The 21101-nt window shown below is 61.2% G+C and carries 11 protein-coding genes; 3 read left to right on the forward strand and 8 right to left on the reverse strand.

Translation table 11 applies throughout. The features are described 5' to 3' along the window. Both EI969_RS00275 and EI969_RS00280 read right to left on the reverse strand, forming a co-directional pair. On the reverse strand, positions 1-9798 hold a 9798-nt coding region (locus EI969_RS00275; RefSeq protein ID WP_160385417.1), incomplete at its 3' end, for a peroxidase family protein. Between the two features lie 221 nt (positions 9799-10019). Beyond that, positions 10020-10340, reverse strand: a complete 321-nt coding sequence (locus tag EI969_RS00280; protein WP_178120485.1) for a hypothetical protein — start codon at positions 10338-10340, stop codon at positions 10020-10022. 72 nt (positions 10341-10412) lie between these two features. On the opposite strand from EI969_RS00280, the gene EI969_RS00285 reads away from it, so the two are divergent. Further along, positions 10413-11921: a sensor histidine kinase gene (locus EI969_RS00285; RefSeq protein WP_160385418.1), complete on the forward strand. Its 1509-nt coding sequence runs from the start codon at positions 10413-10415 to the stop codon at positions 11919-11921. 59 nt (positions 11922-11980) lie between these two features. On the opposite strand, the gene EI969_RS00290 is transcribed toward EI969_RS00285, so the two are convergent. The 6 genes from EI969_RS00290 to EI969_RS00315 all read right to left on the reverse strand — a co-directional run bounded on the left by EI969_RS00290 (position 11981) and on the right by EI969_RS00315 (position 18795). Further along, positions 11981-12676 (reverse strand): response regulator transcription factor, encoded by a 696-nt coding sequence (locus EI969_RS00290; protein WP_160385435.1) that lies wholly within the window; start codon positions 12674-12676, stop codon positions 11981-11983. Positions 12677-13063: 387 nt separating this feature from the next. Further along, complete coding sequence (locus EI969_RS00295) at positions 13064-13897, reverse strand: class I SAM-dependent methyltransferase (RefSeq protein ID WP_160385419.1); 834 nt, start codon at positions 13895-13897, stop codon at positions 13064-13066. Continuing rightward, positions 13891-15048: an acyltransferase gene (locus EI969_RS00300; RefSeq protein ID WP_160385420.1), complete on the reverse strand. Its 1158-nt coding sequence runs from the start codon at positions 15046-15048 to the stop codon at positions 13891-13893. The genes EI969_RS00295 and EI969_RS00300 overlap by 7 nt, the downstream gene beginning before the upstream one ends. Further along, positions 15045-15911: a bifunctional 2-polyprenyl-6-hydroxyphenol methylase/3-demethylubiquinol 3-O-methyltransferase UbiG gene (locus EI969_RS00305; RefSeq protein ID WP_160385421.1), complete on the reverse strand. Its 867-nt coding sequence runs from the start codon at positions 15909-15911 to the stop codon at positions 15045-15047. Before EI969_RS00305 ends, EI969_RS00300 begins: the two co-directional genes overlap by 4 nt. Further along, the gene (locus EI969_RS00310; protein ID WP_160385422.1) at positions 15908-17212 is read right to left on the reverse strand and encodes a glycosyltransferase; all 1305 of its coding nucleotides are present in this window, start codon (positions 17210-17212) and stop codon (positions 15908-15910) included. Before EI969_RS00310 ends, EI969_RS00305 begins: the two co-directional genes overlap by 4 nt. Further along, the gene (locus tag EI969_RS00315) at positions 17206-18795 is read right to left on the reverse strand and encodes a glycosyltransferase (RefSeq protein ID WP_160385423.1); all 1590 of its coding nucleotides are present in this window, start codon (positions 18793-18795) and stop codon (positions 17206-17208) included. Before EI969_RS00315 ends, EI969_RS00310 begins: the two co-directional genes overlap by 7 nt. A 422-nt stretch (positions 18796-19217) precedes the next feature. Between EI969_RS00315 and EI969_RS00320 the strand changes: the two genes are divergently transcribed. Beyond that, positions 19218-20132 (forward strand): GDP-mannose 4,6-dehydratase, encoded by a 915-nt coding sequence (locus EI969_RS00320; protein ID WP_160385436.1) that lies wholly within the window; start codon positions 19218-19220, stop codon positions 20130-20132. Further along, entirely contained in the window at positions 20129-21100 is a 972-nt protein-coding gene (gene gmd / locus EI969_RS00325) for a GDP-mannose 4,6-dehydratase (RefSeq protein ID WP_056722724.1), read from the forward strand. The genes EI969_RS00320 and gmd overlap by 4 nt, the downstream gene beginning before the upstream one ends. Position 21101: the final 1 nt, after the last annotated feature.

Here is a 21101-nt window from a genome sequence, read left to right on the forward strand (position 1 = left end):
GACTGAATCGACGATGTAGCCATCGTTGCCGACGCCACCCACCATCCGGTCATTACCCGCTCCGCCAGTGAGGATGTCGTTGCCAAGGCCACCCAGTAATGTGTCGTTGCCGTCACCGCCGTTGAGGTGGTCATTACCCACCCCACCGGTCATGACGTTGTTCGACGCGTTGCCGTTGCCGACAAAGTTGCCGGCGCCGAGGTAGAGCAGATGTTCGACATTGGCGCCCAGTGTGTAGCTGCCCAGCGTGGTCTGTACCGAATCCTGACCCTCACCCGGCAACTCGACCACCACGTCCCCGACTGAATCGACTATGTAGCCATCATTGCCGGTTCCGCCGACCATCTGGTCATTACCCGTACCGCCAATGAGGAAGTCGTTGCCCGCGTCACCATGGAGGATGTCGTTGCCGCCCAAGCCGCTCAGGATGTCGTTGCCAGCACCTGCGCTGGCCACGTCGTCGCCTGCCGTGCCGGTCCATACATCGACACCGGCGGTACCGACAAACACATCACTGACCACGAACGTTGCGGCAGAGGTGACTCGCTCAAGTGTGCCGAGGTCATCGGTGTACGTCGCGACGACACGCAGTTGCTGACCGACCTGCGCCTGGCCGGGCGTGAAGGTCGTGCCCGTCGCGCCGGCGATGTCGGTGAAGATCGCACCGCTGCCCATTTGCCACTGATGGGCAATCACCGAGGTCGTGGTCCCGTTGGCGTCGGTGAACGCATCCGTGGCGGTCAAGCCCGAGTCTTTCGCCGGGGTCGTATCGCTGATCAGTATCGTTCCGACCGGCAGGACATTGACGGTACCAGTACCGGCCGCCGTGATCGGTGCGGTCGGCGCCGAGAACACCTCTTCCAGCACGCCATTGGCGTCCTTGTAGACCGCCCTGACGCGCAGGGCCAGCCCGGCTGCCACGACGAGTTCCGGGATTGCCGGTACGGCGCCAATGAGGGTCGCTGGTGGTGCGATCCTGAGTTCAGAGCCCACCGTGACGGTCGTGCCTTCTGCGCGCGCGACCTCGCCGGCGGCAAAGAAGGTGATGTCTTCGAAGACACCCGAGCCAGGGCGCGCTTCGAACTGCCAGAAGTAACTGATGGGGCCGGTGATCGCGCCGCCGGTCGCCGTGTTGTCGGCATCCGTGATGTCTGCGGCCGATACCGTCAGCACCTGGCCGGTGGCGGGTGTGGGATCGTCGATCCGCAGCGAACCGACTGGCCCGGAGTTCAAACCGCCAAGCACGATCGACTGGTCAGAAAACTGCACACGCTCGATATGGCTGAGGGTGTCGGTGCCGTCCCTGCCAGCGACACTGTCGGTGACCGTAACGGTGCCGTTGGCATTTTCGACCACGGTGTAATCCACCCGATTGCCGGAGAACAGCGCCGTGTCGAAGTCAGGGCCGGGCGCCGTCAGGATTTCGCGCACGATCTGGAGCTGGCCGGGGTTGTAGGTGCCGTTCATCATGAGCGGCACCAGCGGCGTCATGCTGTCGAAGGTCGCGATTTCCGGCCCGCTGCCATCAATGTTCTGCCGCACGCTGATGCGCACGTTGAGCCACTTGTCGCCGTCGATGATGTCATCGCCGCCGCGGCCTTCGATGACATCGCTGCCAGCGCCACCCAGGATGATGTTGCCGCCGTCGAACTTATCGTCGGCGGTGCCGGCGATACCATCCGCGCCGTTGCCCGCGCTACCGACCAAGTCCCGCAGTCCGCTGATGAGGTCGAAGTTGGTGAGCACGCTGCCCTTGGCGCCTGCGATGGCGAGCAAGTCGGCAGTGGAGTCATCGCCGCTGAGGAAATCGGCGTGGGCCGATCCCGACAGCCCTTCCACCAAGTCCAGCCGGGCCAGGATCGACGCGTTGGAACCAGGCACCGCCGGCTGATCGAAGAAGCGCAGCCTGGAGTTGAGGCCCATGGTCACGCCGGCAGGATCATCCTTGTAGTCCGCCCAGTCGTAACCGGAGAACCCGATGAAACGGTCCGCCTCGCTGGGGCTGCCGATCATGATGTCATCACCGCCCTCCCCGTCGAAGTTGTCCGGCCCGCCATCGCCCATGAAGACGTCGTTGCCATTGATCGGGTCGTTGCCGAACGGGTCGAAGTTGTCGCCGGCAACACCATCGGCGGATCCGCCCTGGATCCAGTCGTCGCCCTCACCGCCGCGCGCGAATTCGTTCGCCTTGCTGCCGAGGATGAAGTCGTTGCCCAGGCCGCCGCTGGTGTCGGCCGCGTCCTCGCCGGTGATGATGAAGTCCTGGCCGGCCTGGCCGAGGATCAGGTTGAGGCCGTTGCCGCCCTGGATGACGTCGTTGCCGTCCTCGCCGTGGATGACGTCGTCGCCGCCCATGTCCGTGATGATGTCGTCTCCGGTACCACCAAAGAGCTGGTCGTTGCCGTAGCCGCCATCGATCCGATCGTTACCGGCATCGCCATAGACCGTGTCATCGTCCGAGTCGCCGGCAATGAGAATGTCATTGCCGGGCGTGCCGCCCAGCACGACCGTGTCGGCGCCGGTGTAGTGCAGGTAGTTGGTATCCGGGCCCGTTGTGTTGGGGTTGTCGCGGATCACCAGCGGCGTGAGGAAGTCAGTGCGCGGTGAGCCAATCGGGTGGTCCGACGGACCAAAGGGATCGGCATTCGCCGGCAGATCGTCGGCGGTGCCGACAATGCCGTCGGGACCGGCAATCACACTCGGGTTGTACTGGTGCGCCTGATTGACCTCCAGGGTGTAGGCCGGTGTCAGGAAAACCCTGGCCGAAAGGTGTGTTGCGTCGGTATTGGCCATCACCAGATTGGCAAAGGTGTTGTTCTCCAATTCAGCGCCAAAGTCCATCGAGGCGGTGCGCTCCAGATAGTAGAAGCGGTCACCGTCCTGGAGTTTCTCCATCTGGTTCTCGAAGACGAAGTTGAAGGTCGAGCCGAGCATGCCGCCAAAGGGCATCTTCTCCTCGGCCAGCCCGCCAACCCAGAAGTCGACGGCATCCAGGCCGGTGATGGTCACATCGTCTGCCGTGTGCAACACGCCGTCCGCACCAGCGTTGCTGGCCCAGGCACCCGTGCTGTTGAGGAAGTCGACGCGGTCGGCCGGCGCAGTCGCGCCGCCGAGCACCAGGTCCGCAGCGGCGGCGCGCTTGTCCGCCAGCGTGGTGGCGCCGGTGATGGTCGAGTGCGTGCCGTAGGCGGCGATGAAGTTGATCAACGATTCCGGGTGTTTTATGTGCTGCACGAAATCGGCCCAGCTCGTGTAGGGCTTGAGCTCTGCGTCGCCGGTGGGCCCATAGAACTCCCGCCGCGCCGCATTCAGGGACGGAACGCCGGTATCGCGGCCGCGCGCCAGGTTGATGGCCGGCAGGTCAAGCGGCAGGCCGAGCAGGTTGTTGCGCAGGGCTTCGGTGACAAACTCATCGATCTCGTTGCCCACCTGGCGGGTCACGCCGCGCACGATGGCACCGGCCGCCTCTTCCGGGGTGGCGCCGCTGCCCGCGAACTCGAGCGGGTTGAGGAAGGCCTGGATCAGCCCGATATCGCTCGAGGCGAAGTTCGGATCCAGCCGGTCGACCTGCTCCAGCAGCATCGAGTGCCCGAAGCGATACACGGTGTGCGCGAACTCGGCAACGATGCTCGGATCGATCGCGGTGTCGTACACCTGGCCCGGGGCGAAGAAGGGATCGACCATCGGCTGGATGGTCCGCGCGAACTCCTCGAACACCAGGTGCTGGTACTGCATCTCGGTACCGAACTTCGCCGTCTGGAACAGGCGCTCGCCATTCCAGTCCAGACTCGAGGTGTCGGCGGGAACGGCAGTGACGGGCGTCAGCAGCCACTCGTTGAGGAACGACACATCGCCGCTTGCCGCTGTCGCCAGGACCACCTCCTTGGTGTGATCGACCAGGCGGTTGTGCTCATGGTGGAAGATCGAATGGACGGTGGTCAGGCCGATGTTCTCGTTGACCCGACCGTCGCCGGCAATGTAGTGCGCGTCCAGCAGTTCGTTGTCGTAGAAGCCCGGCGCAGGCGTACCGCCAATGACATTGTCCGCATCGGGCAGGAGTGCTGCGCCGGTCTGGTCGTCCACCGGAACGGCGGTGTGCGCAATGTCGTTGAGGAAGGCATGGCCAGTGCGCGCGGCGTTGACCAGGCTGATGGGCGCCGCCGGATTACCTTCGACGAGCACATCGTCGGCCGTGCCGGCTATGCCGTCCGGGCCCAACATCACCACCTGTGGAAAACCGTTCGGACCCTTGATGAAATTGCCGTAGGCGTCGGTCGCCAGCAATGGCACGTTGTTGAAATCGGCATCCGTGAGATTGATCCCGAGCAGATCATGGGCTTGCGCCTTGACCACCTTCCAGGTGGCCATGCCGCCGATCTCGACGTCGTCGGCAGAGCCGAACACGCCATCGGCGCCCAGATCACGATTTTCGATCAACTTGCCGGTGGCCACCGGATCGCCCGCTGCGTTGAGTTCATAGGCGCGCAGGAACACCTGGTGCGAAGGATGCGAGCTGTAGGTCTGGTTCTGGTCGACAAACGGCGAAGTGGTGTTGGTGTTCTCGTGGATGTCATCGAGGGTGCCCAGAACGCCATCGGGGCCGGGTTGATTGGTGGCGCGCGTCAGCACCATGAAGTTGGTCGGACTACCCGGCACGAACAACGGGTCATCCGGCTGCAACGGAATGAACACGGTGCCCGAGCCGCCCTTGGTGACGAGGTCCAGGCCATGGTCGAAAAACTGCCCGAAGAAGGTCATCCATTGGTTGAAGGGCGCGGTCAGGCCCGCGTCGGGGCTCACGTTCGGATCGAAGAAGGTCTCGAACGTCGTGCCGTCGGTGCGAGTTCCGGTCACCACCTGGGCACCGGCCTTGAGCACATCGTCAGCGGTGCCGAGGACGCCATCCAGTCCGGGATCGAAGGTGGCCGCAACCGCCGCCGGGTTGTGGGCGGTCTGGTCGACGATCAGGTTACTGATGGTGCGCGGCGCCGAGTCGATCACCAGGCCGCTGGTCTGGGTGTAGCTCGTACCGGCATCGGCCGGGCGGAAGTCCGGCGTGGTCAAGCGCGGGAATACGTTATCGGCGGCACCGAACTCGGGATGGAGCAGGTTGTTTTCCGTCCCTTCGACCGTGCGCAAACCGTACGGCACGCGTATGTTCGGCAGCAGCGAGTTCAGGTTCTCACCTGCCGCGTGATGTTCCGCAATCTTGATCTGGTCAAGGATGAACGCCAGGTCGGATTGCGTGTAACGCACACCGTTGCTGGGGGCCGTGGTTTGCGGATCGATCAGCGAAGGTGCCGCTGCAGGGGCCGGCGCCCCGGCCACTACGGCCGTGGTCGGTGCCGAGAATACCTGCTCGGTCACGCCATGATCGTCCGCATAGATGCCTTTGACACGCACTGCCAGGCCGGCAAGATCCGCCGTCACCGTGAGCGTGGGAGCGTCTGCTCTTGTAAATCCGATACCGATGCGGCCTGGGCCGAGGATGATGTCCTCGAAGACACCCGAGCCCGGTGTCGCTTCAAACTGCCATATGTAACTGATGGAATTGTGGATCGCCCCGTCTGCGTTGTCGCCATCGGTGAGGCCGGCCGCCGACACGGTCAATATCTGGCCAACGGTCGGTGCGGTGTTATCCACCGTCAGCGCGCCCACCGGCTCGGCGTTGAGCCCGGGCACGAGGACCATGGACTGATCGGAGAACTGCAGCCGCTCGATGTGGGTGAGACGGTCGGTTTCTTCCTTGCCGACATTGTCGGTCACGGTGACGATATCGTCGGCAAAATTGAGCGCAGTGCCGTTATCGTTGACGGCGACTGTGTAGTTCGCCATCGGGCCCAGGAAGTTGACGGTGTCGAAGCCGCCCGCGCCCGACAGGATCTCACGCACGGCGACGAGCTGGCCGGGATTGTAGGTGCCGTTGAGCATGAGCGGGATCATTGGCGTCATGCTGTCGAAGGTGGCGATTTCCGGCCCGGTGCCATCGATGTTCTGACGCACGCTGATGCGCACGTTGAGCCACTTGTCGCCGTCTATGAGGTCGCTGCCGCCACGACCTTCGATGATGTCGCTGCCATCGCCGCCGAGGATGATGTTGCCCGCGCCGAACTGATCGTCGGCCGTGCCCCCGATACCGTCGGCACCGAATCCGGCGCTGCCGACGAAGGCCCGCAGGCCGCTGACGAGATCGAAGTTGGTGAGGACGCTGCCCCTGGCCGTGATGTTGGCGATGATGGCCGCGTTTTGTTCATCGCCGCGCAGGAAGTCGGAGAAGGCCGACCCCGACAGGCCCTCCACTTCCGCGAACCGGTCATAGACCGCATCGGGCGATTGCGCCACTGCGCCCACGATATTGCCCGCCGCATCGGGCACCGCGTGATAGGGGCTGAAGAACGGGACGACCATGTCGACGGTCACGCCGTACTTGTCATTCTTGTAGGTGGTCCAGTCGAACCCGGACATGCCGTCCATCTTGTCCTGGGCATCGCTGGCGACGAAGGTGTCGTCGCCGCCCTCACCGATCATTTCATCGAATCCGCCGGTGCCGATGAAGATGTCGTTGCCGGGCACATCGTCGGACAAGGTCGGGCTCATGTTATCGCCGGGCGCACCGTCCTGGGTGCCGCCCTCGATCCAGTCGTCGCCTTCGTTGCCGGTCGGCGCGAGATTGACCTTGGCGCCGAGGATGAAATCGTCGCCCGCGCCGGCGAAGGTCATGGTGATGTCTTCGGTGGTGATGATGAAGTCTTTGCCAGCGCCGCCGAAGACCAGGTTGTTGAGGCCGAGGGTCGAGTTGCCGGCCTGGATGACGTCGTTGCCGTCCTCGCCACGCAGGGTGTCGCTGCCGCCGATGTCGGTGATGATGTCGTCGCCGGTACCGCCAAAGACGTTGTCGTTGCCGTAGCCGCCGTCGAGCCGGTCGTTGCCGGCGTCGCCATAGACAGTGTCGTCGTCCGAGTCGCCGGCAATGAGGATGTCGTTGCCGGCCGTGCCGCCAAGCACGACCGTATCGCCGCCGGTGTAGTGCAGGTAGTTGGTATCCGGACCCACTGTATCGGGGTTGTCGCGGATCACCAGCGGCGTGAAATGATCAATCCGTGGTGAGCCAATCGGGTGGTCCGACGGGCCAAAGGGGTCGGCGTTGGCGGGCAGATCGTCGACCGTGCCGACGATACCGTCGGGGCCGGCCACCACACTCGGGTTGAACTGATGTGTCGGGTCGACCTCCAGGATGAAGGCTGGCGTCTGGAAGATTTTAGCCGGCAGGTGCGTTGCGTCGCTGTTGAGCATCACCAGATTGGCGAACGAATTGTTCTCAAGCTCAGTGCCGAAGTTGAGTCCCGCAGTACGCGCCAGATAGTAGAATCGGTCGCCGTTCTGCAGATTTTCCAATTGGGTTTCGAAGACGAAGTTGAAGCTCGAACCCAGCAGGCCGCCAAAGGGCATCTTCTCCTCGGCCAGCCCGCCGATCCAGAAATCGATGGAGTCAAGGCCGGTGGTGGTCACATCATCTGCTGTGTGCAGAATACCGTCCGCGCCGGCATTGCTGCCCCAGGCACCAGTACTGTTCAGGAAGTCCAGGCGATCAGCTGGCGCCGTGGCACCGCCGAGCACGAGGTCCGCGGCCGCGGCACGCTTGTCCGCCAGCGTCGTAGCACCAGTGATGGTTGAATGTGTGCCGTAGGCGGCGATGAAGTTGATCAGCGATTCCGGGTGCTTCATGTGCTGCACGAAATCAGCCCAACTCGTGTAGGGGGTCAACTGGCTGTCGCCGGTCATGTGGTAGAACTCGCGCCGCGCCTCGTTCAGCGACGGGATGCCGACTTCGCGGCCGCGCGCCAGGTTGAGCGCGGCCAGGTCGAGCGGCAGGCCGACCAGGTTGTTGCGCAGAGCGTCAGTGACGAACTCGTCGATCTCGTTGCCGACTTGCCGCGTGATGCCGCGCACGATGGCGCCAGCCGCCTCCTCAGGAGTGGGGCCGCTCGCAGCAAACTCCAGCGGGTTGAGGAAGGCGGCGATCAGGCCGGTCTGTTGATTGCCCGGGTCAGCCGGATTGCCGTCGCCGACGACGTTGAAGTTGGGGTCGAAACGATCGACTGTCTCCAGCAGCATCGAATGGCCGAAGCGAAACACCGTGTGCGCGAACTCGGCGACGATCGCCGGATTGACGGTGGTGTCATTGCCCATAGGCGCCAGGAAGACGTCCACTTGCGGCTGGATGGTGCGCGCGAACTCCTCGAACACCAGGTGCTGGTATTGCATCTCGGTGCCGAACTTGGCGGCCTGGAACAACCGTTCGCCGTTCCAGTGCAGGCCCGCGATGTCGGCGGGCGTCACCGGTAACGCCGCCAGTTGGGCATCGGGCATCAGCCACTTGTTCAGGAAATCGAGGTCGGCGGAGGCCAGTACCGTCTCCTTGGTCTGGTCAATCAGGCGGTTGTGCTCGCTGTGGAAGATGGAGTGCACCGTGGTCAAGCCGATGTTCTCGTTGACCCGGCCATCGCCAGCAATGTAGTGCTTGTCCAGCAACTCGTTGTCGTAGGTGCCGGGGGCTTGCGGGCCACCAATGACGGTGTCCGCGTCAGCCGTCAGGCCGCCGGTCGGATCGGCGCTGTGGGCGATGTCGATGAGGAACTGGTGACCGGTGCGCACGGCGTTCGTCAGGCTGATGGGCGCGGCCCGATTACCCTCGACGAGCACGTCATCGGCCGTGCCGGCTATGCCGTCCACGCCCTTCATCACGACTTGCGGGAGGCCGTTGGGGCCCTTGATGAAGTTGCCGTATTCATCGGTCGCCAGCAGCGGTACATCGAACACATCCGCATCGGTCAGGTTGATGCCGAGCAGATCACGGGCCTGGGCCTTGACCACTGCCCAGGTGGCCATGCCGCCGATTTCGACGTCATCGGCAGTGCCGAAATGCCCATCGACGCCCAGGTCACGATTGGTGATCAGCTTGCCAGTAGCGACCGGGTCGCCGGCGGCATTGAGCTCATAGGCGCGCAGGAATACCTGATGCGAGGGATGCGAGCTGTAGGTCTGGTTCTGGTCGACGAACGGCGAGGTAGTGTTGCTCTGCTCATGGATGTCATCGGCGGTGCCGAGGATGCCGTCTGCACCGGGCAGATTGGTGGCGCGCGTCAGCACCATGAAGTTGGTCGGGCTGCCCGGCACGAAAAGCGGATCGTCGGGCTGCAACGGAATGAAGACTGTGCCGCTACCGCCCTTGGTGACGAGGTCCAGGCCATGGTCGAAGAACTGGCCAAAGAACGTCATCCACTGGTTGAACGGCACGGTCAGGGCCGCGTCCGGCGTGATATTGGGGATCTGGAACACGGAGACATCGTCAGCGGTGCCGAACAGGCCATCCAGACCAGGGCTGGTGACGAGCTGCGAATCCGGATTGGCCGCTGCGGCCGCGACCGCCGCCGGATTGTTGGCCGTCTGGTCCACGATCAGGTTGCTGATGGTGCGCGGCTGCGAATCGAAGACAATACCGCTGGTTTGCAGATAGGAGGTCGGCGTGGTTCCGCCAGGATCGGTGGGACCGAAGAAGCCGACCGGCTGAACCTGCGCGGTATTGAACACCGGCGTCGTCATGCGCGGAAAGAAATTGTCGGCGGCACCGAACTGGGGATTGGCCAGGTTGTTGTCGATGCCGGAGACGGTGCGCAGGCCGAAGGGTACTTCTACGTTCTGCAGCAAGTCAGCCAGACTCGCGCCTGATGCATGCCGTTCCGCGATGAAAATTTGTTCGAGAATGAATTCGAGATCGGACTTGATGAAGCTGGCCATGGCTGTTTCCTCGATGCTTAACCAATCAGGAAACCACGCGCATAAAACCCGGCTGCAAACGCGTGGTTTAGTGCTGAACCCCATAGATGAAAATCGAAAGTTGAACGACGGGACCTGGTACTACGGGCGCACCGAGCCCTTGCCAAATTGCGTGCAATCAGCAGTGCTCGACTGAGGATCAATTCCCCATGACAACCGTATCTACAGGCAGGTATTGCGCCTCAGGGAGGCGACGGCCCATGAGCGCGGATTGAATAGAAGGTGCAACTGTCATTGGCCGGAACAGGCTCACCATGGTCCGGGACTTCCTGAAGGGTGATGGCACGGTTCTGCGTCCATGCGGCTTCATCAACAAGCCTTTTGTCCATGAGGAAGCTGGCATCGACTACGAGTTGACTAGTATGTATTGGAGAGGGATTCCACACGTTCGGTGAAGGAGTCAGGAAATCATTGAAACCCACGCTATTGGTCATAACCCCCGGCTGTTGTTGCCGGAAGTAGCGATCATCCAGACTGATTGAGAATCTTTTTAAAACACTCATCACGCCTCCCACCTTCAACTTCAAACGCCAGCTTTACACTCCATTGAAAATGAGTATTGAGGGGCTACCCGGATGTGTACAGAGACGAAAGCCCAGTCAAATTCCGAGACCTTGGTCAACGAATCGGATCAGACCTTGGTCGAATCAGACACTGACCAAAAGTCCAGTGGCGCGGTGTCAGGGAGACAGGGCACCGGTGCGAAATTGCGCCATTTAAGCCGCTCAATCCAGTTCGTAATCTGCGCCACAATCATTCTGGGTTTGACCATGACGTTCGTTGGCAACCTTGTAAGCCAGAGCATCGAAGATGCAACTGTTCAAACGGCGGCAGAGACGGGCGCGCGTTATATGCAGAACTTTCTCGAACCTTTCGTCCAGGGATTAACCACTGCCAAAGAACTCCCCGATGAAACTATCCAGACCATTGATCGCCTGCTGTCCAGCACCTCGCTCAGTACACATGTTGTCTCGGTGAAGATCTGGTTTCCAGACGGCACGATTGTCTACAGCACTGACAAATCCACGGTCCGGAAAACCTTTCCGACAGAGGAAATCTCACAGGCGTTGGCGGGCAAGATCCATACAGAGCTGGACAATGATCTTGAAGGTTATACGGTGGATGATATTGAGGATGCCTTTGAGCGAAGCCTGAATATTCCGCTCTATGAAATTTTTGCTCCACTGCGCGAAGCGGGTACTGGAAAGATTATTGCGGTTGGCGAGTTCTACGAAACCGCGGAAGCATTACAGCGCGAGATCAATAACGTTCGCAAGAAAGTATGGGTAATTGTTGGCACTGCAACAACGGCGATGATTTTGCTGTTGTTTTTTATTGTTCGGCGTGACGACAAGATAATAAAACAGCATGAAGCAGCACTTAAATGGCGAATGAATGAGCAAGCCAGGTTGCACTCAAACAATGCTGCCCTTCAGCGCAAAGTCACTAAGGCCAATCGCGAATTCTCCAGAATCAATGAACTCACCCTGCGTCGGATCGGGGCAGATCTTCATGATGGTCCTGCCCAGCTATTGTCTCTCATTCTCCTTCGCCTTGAAGAGCTCGGAGATTCGCAAGGCGTCGCCGATGTAGAAGCCCTCGAAATGATCAAACGTGCCGGTGAGGATGCTTTGAACGAAGTCCGGGAAATATCACTCGGCCTGGCACTTCCGGAAGTCAATGACCTGACCCTGCACGACGCACTGGTATTGCTTGCCGAGCGGCACGAAGAGCGAACCGAGACGCGCGTGGATCTGGCGCTTGATACTCTTCCGGACGACGTACCGATCGCGCTTAAAATTGGTATTTACCGCTTCGCCCAGGAAGCGTTGAACAATGCCTATCTTCACGCAGGAGGCATAGGCCAAAAACTCAGCGCCTCTCATACCGAAGGGCTACTGGAAGTACAAGTCGAGGATGCGGGAGTGGGTATTTCAAGCGAGAAACCAAGTGTGCCAGGTCGGGGTAAAACTCATCTGGGCCTTGTCGGCATGCGCTATCGCGTCGAATCCCTCGGCGGAGTATTCATTATTGAATCGGCACCCCAAGCCGGAACCAAAGCCAGGGCGCAGTTCAAAATCTGATGCACTGGACACGAATGATCGTTGTGCTCAAGTCCTCGCAAGCGCATATGGCTCGTTATTCAGCTTCCGTTGTCATTCAAATCGCGGCGTTGAAGAGCACCGCACAGGCTGGATACATGGTCACCCTCCCAATGCCGTAGCACTGCTGCGACCGCCTGCGTGCGGTTACGAACGTGCAGCTTGTACATGACATTCGTCATGTAGTGCTTGATGGTCTTCTCGCAGAGCTCAAGCTTGATAGCAACCTCGCGGTTGGTCAGGCCCTTCGATACTTCCCGGATAACCTGTTCTTCACGATGGGTCAGCTCGAACTTTTGCTTGTCCCCCGTGTGCTTTCTGATATTGCTTAACAGCTTGCTGGCCAGTTTGGTTGTGATGAAGGTTTCACCCCCGGCAACATTTCTGATGGCCTGTACAAGCTCAAGACCGCTTATGCCTTTCAACGCATATCCCTGCGCGCCCGCTTCGAGGGCGGAATAGGCGTCCTCGATGGACTCGGATACCGTCAGCATCAAAATTTTAACGGCCGGCGAAGAGGCCGAAATCGCTCGCACGGCAGCAAAGCTGTCGCCCGGCATGTTTACATCCATCAGCAACACATTCGGAGCAAAACGAGCGGCAATGTCCAAGGCATCATCGGCAGACCCGCCCTGCTCGACCACCTCAAAATCCGCTATTTTCTTCAGCGCCATTGTGACCCCATCCCTTAACAGCGGGTGATCGTCAACAATGCCAATCTTGATTATGGAACTCATAAGAAGCTCCTCATGAGAGGCGATGTAGCTGCATGGTGGCGTCGCGCGCGTTGCATTTTTCACCCCTCGCGTCATGCCGAATCCGGCAAGCGTCATCGTCTCCATGATGCCCGCGAGGACAGTTATTGGGGCTCCAGAGGGAATGCAACAAATGAGCCATTACCTCAGGGAGAAGATAAAGCCCAGATGAATGAACACAATGTTTCTTAATGTTTCAAACGAGAGAAAGGATGAGGGGGGGATTTTCCTCAAACCTGGTGGTAACCGCCCGGTGGAGTGGGTGTAATGCCCCATTTATGGAGGCAGTAGCGGCCCTGTGATGACGGGACGGCATCGAAGGCTGTGCCGGACGGTCTGTTACAGACCGTCACTCCCACAATTGGCTAATCAGGGTTTACGCGCAATGATCACCTGGCTCTTGGCGACCACCGCATCCAGCGCCTGCTTGATCTGTGCGCCCCGTGGCGAGGCCAGGATCGCCTGCCAGGTATCCGCCCAATGGTTGAGCAACGGATGGTCCGGGTTACTGAAATCGACCTTGGCTTCCCAGAACAACAGCATCCACATCGACCAGTAGAATCCGTACTGGCTGTGGCTGATCACTTCCAGGCCGGCATCGCTGACCATGGCCTTGAACTGCTCTTCGCTGATGATGCGGATGTGGTTGGGTTTCTGGAAATACACAGGCGCGGCGATATCTTTTTGCAGATCTTCCGAGCTTGGATGCGGGACGCTCAACAGGTACAGCGCGCCCGGTTTACCGACGCGCACCAGTTCAGCGAGGAACTGCGCCGGATCATCCACGTGCTCGATGACCTCGGTCGACACCACCCGCGTGGCGGTCGCGTCGGCAATCGGCAGCGGGTTGCAGTCGGTGACATGGCATTCGACGTCGCGGGCCGGTGTATCGCCCAGGCGCTGGCGGGTCGCTTCGACCTTGGCCGCGTCGATATCGGCGATGATGATCTTCGCCCCGCGCATTCCGCAGAAATGCACGTTGCCACCGTCGCCGCAGCCGACATCGAGCAAGGTGTCCTCAGGCGTCACCTGGAAACCGGTGAACAGCTCGCCGGTCTGCTGATTGAACCAGCCGCTGAGCATCGCGTCGTGCAGGCCGAGCATGTAGGGGTCGACCTTTTCCGCCAAGGCTGGCGCAGGCGGTGTCTCTGGCTGCACAGGCGCGGGCGAGCCCGCCGTGAGTTTCTTCAAAAGGCTCAGCATGAGGTGGCTCCAGAGGATGAGACGGCTGTTCGGGAGGTGCCCAGGCGCTTGACCAGCGAGGCGCCGCGGTTGCGCATGGGCATTTCGATGTAGCGATAGTTGAGTTCGCTCAGCAGCACGATCAGGCCGCCAGCCATCAGCAACATCAGAATCGGATGGCCAGCCGGACTGGGCAGCCCGGCAGCCTGTAAACGGAAAATGAATTCACGGACCAGCAAGTAGGCCGGGATATGGATCAGGTAGATCCCGTAGGAACGGCTGCCGACCCACGTCATCAGGTTCTTGAACAGGCCGCGCGGCAACAGGTAATCGCGGTTATAGGATGCGATCCACACCAGCACCGCGCACAGCAGCGCAATCACGCCGATCCGGTAGGAAGTGAAGGTGAAACGATCCGTCGCCATGAAACCGAGCAGCAGCGACACCGCGATCAGCGCGGTAACACCCGCCCATGGACGACGCAGGAATGTTGGCTCCCAACGCAGGTACGAAGGCTGCACGCTCCACATCGCCAACAGCACGCCAAGGGCCAGCGCGTCGGTACGCACCACCATCAGGATCGGCGTGCGCAAGGTGAACAGTTGCACCGCTACCAACGCCAGCAACGCCCACACCAGATGCTTGCGAAACAGCACGATCATCAGCGGAAACAGCAGGTAGAACTGTTCTTCGAGCGACAGGCTCCAGTAGACGAAACTGGTGCCGTACTCGTAGCGATAAAAACTGTCGGCAAAGCGGAAGTTGGCGTACTGCGCGATGCCGGCCAGGGTCGCCTGAATGTTCGCGTGCAGCGTGCCGAAGGCGCCGGAGCGGTTGAGAAAAACACACGCCAGCAACATCAGCGCCAGCCACAGCCAGGCCGACGGCAGCAATCGAAAGGCCCGGCGCAACCAGAAATTGCGCGTCTGTTGCCAATACTCATGACGCGTTGTGCAGCGACGCAAGGCCGGGATCAGGCTGCGGGCAATGACGAAGCCCGAGATCGCGAAAAACAGGTCCACGCCCCACCACGGCTGGCTGTACAAGGTGATGACCTGGAACAGCGGCACAGCCGCCGCGAACAGGCTGTCCTGCAGGTGATGAAACAGCACGCCAAGCACGGCAATGCCACGCAGCAACTCGATGTCCATGATTCGATTTTCGTTGCTCATGCGCCCTCCCGGACATGAGGTTTGCGCGCAATGATCACCTGGCTCTTGGGCATGAACCGGTCGAGCATCTGCTTGATCGCCAGGCCGTCAGGCTGGGCGAGCAGGTCCTGCCAGGTTTTCGCCCAGCTCTCCATCAGCGGCGGATACGGTGCCTGGATCCGGTCACGCACGGCACCGCCCAGGTCACGCCCGGCGGCCCGCTCGCTGGCCCAGAAAAAGATCATGCCCATGACCCAGAAAAAACCGCTGGCCTGACGGTGTTCAATCACCAGACCGGCGTCCTCGACCAGGGCGGCGAAGCGTTCGGCGGAAAAAATCTGCACGTGGTTGGGCGATTGGAAGTAGCTGGCCGGGGCGATGCCTTTCTGCAAATGTTCCCCCACCGGCGACGGTACGCTCAGCAGGTACTGCGCGCCGGGGCGGCCCATGCGCACCAGTTCGGCCATGAACGGTTCTGGCTGATCGATGTGTTCGAGCACTTCCATGCACACGACTTTGCTCGCGCAGCCGTCGGCCAAGGGTAGCGGCAAACTGTTGCTGACCAGCCCCAGGTTCGGTTTGTCCGATTGCGCGGCCACTTGCCGGGCAAGATCGCGGACCTTGTCGTGCTCGCTGTCGGTGAAGATCACCGAAGCACCCTGACGGACCGCGAACAAGGTCGCCACGCCTTCGCCGCAACCGACATCCAGCAAGGTGTCGTCGGCGGTGATGGCAAAGCCCTTGAGCAATTCGCCGCTGTCACCGAGAAACCAGCCGTCGAGCAAGGCATCGTACAAACCGATGTCCCTGGGCGAGACCCGGGGTTCGGGCGCGGTGACCACCACCGGTGCAGGCCGCAACTTCGCAAGCAGGCGCCGAATCATGTGCCCGACGCTTGTGCTGGGCTTGCTTCACGCCGTTCCAGCAACTGCTCGAACACCGCCTTCAGGCGCTGCTCGGCGACGGCCTGGCTGCAGAATCCCTGGAGGCTGCGCACGGCATGGGCCGACATCCGTTGATAGCGCTCGACGTCGTGCCTGGCGACGTCATGGCTGGCGGAAAAAGCCGTGCACAGCGAGTCCCAGTCGGTGACGTAACGCAGGGTGCGATACGCTGCGCGAGGATCGTGGGGCCAGGAGGTCAGTTCGTCGGTGCCTTCGACGATGAACGCGTTGTCACGGTCGATGTAGTCGATCATGGCAGTGTTCAGCGGCGCGATCGCCGGCTTGCCGCAGGACATGAACTCCATCAACGGCAGGCACTGCCCTTCGCCGTAGGAACAGTTGACGACGTAACTGGTGGCCTCGACCAGGCGTTCGTAGTCGATGTCGGCCAGATAGCCGTGGATCAGCACGATGCGGCACTGGTACGACTGGTTCTTGTAGACGTGGTGCAGCATGTCGTTCAGTGCGTTGGCGATGTCATGGTGCGTGAGCTTGAGCACCAGGGTCGCGTCGGGCGTGTCGCGAAAGGCGGTGCAGAACGCACTGATCATGTCCTTCCAGTTCTTGCGTCCGTCGTAGGGATTGAACACCGAGGTGTAGACCACGCCCTCGAGCAGCAACTCACAGTCGCGCGGCGGTTGGTCGAAGGCAATCGGCGTGCCCTCGCGCAAGCGTTCCGGGCCATAGGGGCGCAGGTCCGCCGTGCGACTGTCGATCAACAGCCCGCGCAGGTTCAGGCGCGTAGGGCCCACGACCGGGCGTTTTTCCAGCAGCTCGCCACGGGCGGCAAAACGGTCCCAGACCGGCGCCGGGATCGCACTGATCGGGTAATCGGCGCCCATTACATCGCGCACGGCATCCACGGTAAAACTGGAGTGGGTGATCGCCGTCCCGCTGGTGCCCAACACCATCCGCCAGTCATGCCGCGGTTCGCCCTGCCAGGTCTCGGTGGGAATGGTGCTGAATTCCCAGGCGAACACCGGGATCGTCGGGCATGCGTAATGGACCGGCGTGCGATGCGGCGGGGAGAAGGACAGGAACACGCAGTCTTCGCCCCGGCTTTGGCAATCGAAATACAAGCGGTCGACCAGTTCGTCCGGGTTGCTGACTTCGATCACCTGCCCCAGCCGTTCGAGCACCGGGCGGAATTCCTTGAGGACGAAGTAGTAGCTGTACTCGGGTCGCCCCAGGTTCTGCCGGATGTTGCTCTTGTTGGTTTCCGAATGAATGATGATCAGCACGATGCAGCCCCCGTTTCGGCAACCACCGGTACGGCGTCACGCACGGCGTCCTGTTTGAAGAACAACGCCAGCCGCTGCTGCACCGGCGCGAAGCTGCAATACGCCTGCATGCGTTCGCTGGCCGCATCCGCCATGACCTGCCAGGCATCCGTCCGGTTCTTTGCCATGGCGTAGCTGTTCTCGTAAGCGCTTTTCAACGAGCCCCAATCCGGACGGTGGCGCAAGGTGCGATAGAGAATGCGCGCGTCTTCCGGCCAGATCGTCGGCTCCTGGCTGGACTTGACCACGAACGCCACGCGCTCGTCGATGTAGTCGCGCATCGCCGTGTGGTTCGGCGCGATCACGGGCCGCGCGCAGGACATGAACTCCATCAGCGGCAGGCACAGGCCTTCGCAGCGAGAAGCGTTGACGTAGTAACTCGCCGCGCCATAGAGGCGGGCGAACTGCTCGTCCTGCAGATAACCGTGCATGACCACCACGCGACAGGCGAAGGGCGAGAGCTGGGACAGCAAGGTCATGAGCTCGACGTAATAGGTCGACAGGTCGTTCTGGGTCATCTTCAACACGAGCGTGGCGTCTTGCACATCACGCAGCGCCCAGCAGAAAGCCGTGATCAGGTGGTGCCAGTTCTTGCGCCCGTCATCGGGGTTGAACACGCTGACATAGATGACCCCGTCGACCGTGATTTCGACCGTTTCGCTGGTATCGGGGAAAGCCGCCTGCGGATGTTCATCCTGCACGGGGGCTGCGCTGATTGCAGGTTCCTCGGCAACGGGCGCTTCGCAGACTGGTGGCTCGACCGGCAGCGCTGGCCGCGTCCGAAGCCTGGCCAGCCATGGGCGAACGGCATCCGGCACCAGGTCACGAGCGGTTTCGCGGTACCACATCACCAGGTAATGCCTGGTGATGAAGAGGCGTCGACGCAGGGTCAACGGCGGCGCGGGTTGAGGTGCCGGTTCGGGCTCCGGTTCCGGTACCGGCTCAACGATTTCCACTGGCGGTTGCTCGATGATCGGTGCGATCAAACCATCGGCGGACAACCCCATTGTGCGGCTGTCCAGGATGCAACCCTTGATCTGCAGCGTGGCACCGGCGTTCACCGGCGTGCCGGGATACTGCTGGCGAATGTCGGCGAAGCGCTCCCACAAAGGCGTCGGCAGCACCAGCACCGGAAAGTCGTCGCCCAGGGTGCGGCGGATGGCTTCGGCGGTATGGGTGGACAAGGTGATCACCCGTCCCAGGCGTGCCAGCGTGCGGCTCCAATCCTGTCGCGGATCGTTGTCCCAGTGCTCGGCGGGAATGGTGTCGAACTCCCAGGCGACCACGCACACCATCGGGCATTGCAGGTCGGTGGGGGTCTTGTGCGGTGGCGCGAACGAAATGAACAGGCAGTCCTGGCCGGCCTGCTGCAACTGCCGGTACAGCGGATCGACCTCGGCGGCCGATGACACCACATGCACCGGTCCGAGGCTTTCGAACAATGGTCGATAGGCCTTGAGCACGAAGTAGTAACTGTACTCGGGACGGCCGAGACTCTGGCTGATGGAGCTGTCGTTGACGTCGGAATAAAGAATGAAATTCATGGCATCCCACGGTGACGCCGCCATCCCGGCAGCCTCACGCTATGACGGGGAGGATACGGTTCGAGCCAGTGTTGACTGACGCTCGTCCATCGTCTTCCTGCCCGTCTACGTTCTTGTTTTAGTGGTCAGTTTCTCGCAGTTTCGAAGCGACGCTGCCGAACCCCGGGTAATCGTGACGAGGGGCATTCTAACCACATCCGTTGAGGATTCGTGAACCGCCCGGCGAGAATAAATCGGGCTACTCTGACGAGAACTGACCAGTCACGGTTGGACCTGTTGAAATTGCCGAGCAAATGGCACAGATTGGCTACCAAACAACTACAACAAACATTTCACCTGTCTTTCGAACCACCCTGTTGGTTCGTTGATTTTTCCGTAAAGCCTGTGGGAATTGGGTGAAATACATGACCGGGGGGTCGCTGTTGAAAAAACGTCTGTTTGTCACGGGTCTGACCGGATTCGTAGGACAACACATCCAATCGCGTTTGCAGGCCGAGACTTCGCAATGGGAGCTGCTGCCTGTTCCCGACCGCTACGATCTTGCCGCTCCGGACAGCCTCGAAGGCCTGTGGCCGGAAATGCCCGATGCAGTGATTCACCTGGCCGGCCAGACGTTCGTCCCGCAGGCGTTTCGTGATCCGGCCGGTACCCTGAACATCAATCTGCTGGGCACCCTGAACCTGCTGCAAGCCCTCAAGGCACGCGGCTTCAGCGGCACGTTTGTGTACGTCAGCTCCGGCGATGTCTATGGCCAGGTCGCTGAAGAGCATCTGCCCATCACTGAATTGCAACCACCCTGCCCGCGCAATCCCTATGCCGTGAGCAAGCTTTCGGCAGAGTTCCTGAGTTTGCAGTGGGGCCTGAGCGAAGGCTGGCCAGTACTGGTCGCCCGCCCGTTCAACCATATCGGCAGCGGGCAGAAAGACAGCTTCGTCATCGCCGGCGCCGCGCGTCAGATCTGCCGGATCAAACAAGGCTTGCAGGCACCACGACTGGAGGTCGGGGACGTCGACGTCACGCGTGATTTCCTCGATGTCGGTGACGTGGTCTCGGCCTACCTGGCCTTGCTGGACAAAGGCACGCCGGGGCAGGTCTACAACATCTGCTCGGGGCGCGAACAGAGCATTCGCAGTTTGATCGAACAACTGGCAGATCTTGCCCAGGTCGACCTGCAACTGGTCCAGGACCCTGCGCGCCTTCGCCGCGCGGATCAGCGTCGGGTGTGCGGCAGCCCTGACAGGCTGGCCAGAACCACCGGATGGAAGTCTGAAATCACAACACAACAATCCCTGCGGGCGATCCTGTCCGACTGGGAGACGCGAGTACGACAAGTATGACTAAAAGTGCATTGATCACAGGCATCACCGGCCAGGATGGCGCGTATCTGGCCAAACTGCTGCTCGACAAGGGTTACAAGGTCCACGGCCTGGTGGCGCGTCGCAGCAGCGACTCGCGCTGGCGCTTGCGCGAGATGGGCGTCGAGGCGGACATCGTCTACCTCGATGGCGACATGGCCGATGCCTGTTCTGTGCAGCGCGCGGTGATCAAGTCGGCGCCGGACGAGGTCTACAACCTCGCCGCGCAAAGCTTTGTCGCGGCCTCCTGGGATCAACCGGTGACCACCGGCATCGTCGACGGCCTGGGCGTTACCCACCTGCTCGAAGCGATCCGTCAGTTCAGTCCGCACACGCGTTTCTACCAGGCATCCACCAGCGAAATGTTCGGCCTGATCCAGGCCGAGCAGCAGGACGAGAACACGCCGTTCTATCCGCGCAGCCCGTATGGCGTGGCCAAGCTGTATGGCCACTGGATCACCGTGAACTACCGCGAAAGTTTCAACCTGCACGCCAGCAGCGGGATTCTGTTCAACCATGAATCACCGCTGCGCGGCATCGAGTTCGTGACGCGCAAAGTCACCGACGCCGCCGCCCGCATCAAGCAGGGCAAGCAGCAGGAACTGCGCCTGGGCAACATCGACGCCAAGCGCGACTGGGGTTTTGCCGGGGACTACGTCGAAGCCATGTGGCTGATGCTGCAACAGGACAAACCCGATGACTTCGTGGTCGCCACCGGCGTGACCACCACCGTGCGCGAGATGTGCCGGATCGCCTTCGATCACGTGGGCCTGAACTACCGCGACTTCGTGAAGATCGACCCGGCGTTCTTCCGCCCGGCCGAAGTCGAAGTGCTGCTCGGCAACCCGGCCAAGGCCCAGCGTGTGCTGGGCTGGAAACCAAAAACCGACCTGGACACCTTGATCCGCATGATGATGGATGCGGACATGAAACGCGTCGCCAAGGAGTAGG

It is taken from the genome of Pseudomonas sp. PB101, assembly GCF_009764265.1.
Taxonomy (GTDB): Bacteria; Pseudomonadota; Gammaproteobacteria; order Pseudomonadales; family Pseudomonadaceae; genus Aquipseudomonas.

What these genes read in the sequence shown, in the direction of transcription:
- EI969_RS00280 (WP_178120485.1), bottom strand. Translation starts at nt 10,340, where the DNA reads ATGAGTGTTTTAAAAAGATTCTCAATCAGTCTGGATGATCGCTACTTC.
- EI969_RS00285 (WP_160385418.1), top strand. Translation starts at nt 10,413, where the DNA reads ATGTGTACAGAGACGAAAGCCCAGTCAAATTCCGAGACCTTGGTCAAC.
- EI969_RS00290 (WP_160385435.1), bottom strand. Translation starts at nt 12,676, where the DNA reads ATGAGTTCCATAATCAAGATTGGCATTGTTGACGATCACCCGCTGTTA.
- EI969_RS00295 (WP_160385419.1), bottom strand. Translation starts at nt 13,897, where the DNA reads ATGCTGAGCCTTTTGAAGAAACTCACGGCGGGCTCGCCCGCGCCTGTG.
- EI969_RS00300 (WP_160385420.1), bottom strand. Translation starts at nt 15,048, where the DNA reads ATGAGCAACGAAAATCGAATCATGGACATCGAGTTGCTGCGTGGCATT.
- EI969_RS00305 (WP_160385421.1), bottom strand. Translation starts at nt 15,911, where the DNA reads ATGATTCGGCGCCTGCTTGCGAAGTTGCGGCCTGCACCGGTGGTGGTC.
- EI969_RS00315 (WP_160385423.1), bottom strand. Translation starts at nt 18,795, where the DNA reads ATGAATTTCATTCTTTATTCCGACGTCAACGACAGCTCCATCAGCCAG.
- gmd (WP_056722724.1), top strand. Translation starts at nt 20,129, where the DNA reads ATGACTAAAAGTGCATTGATCACAGGCATCACCGGCCAGGATGGCGCG.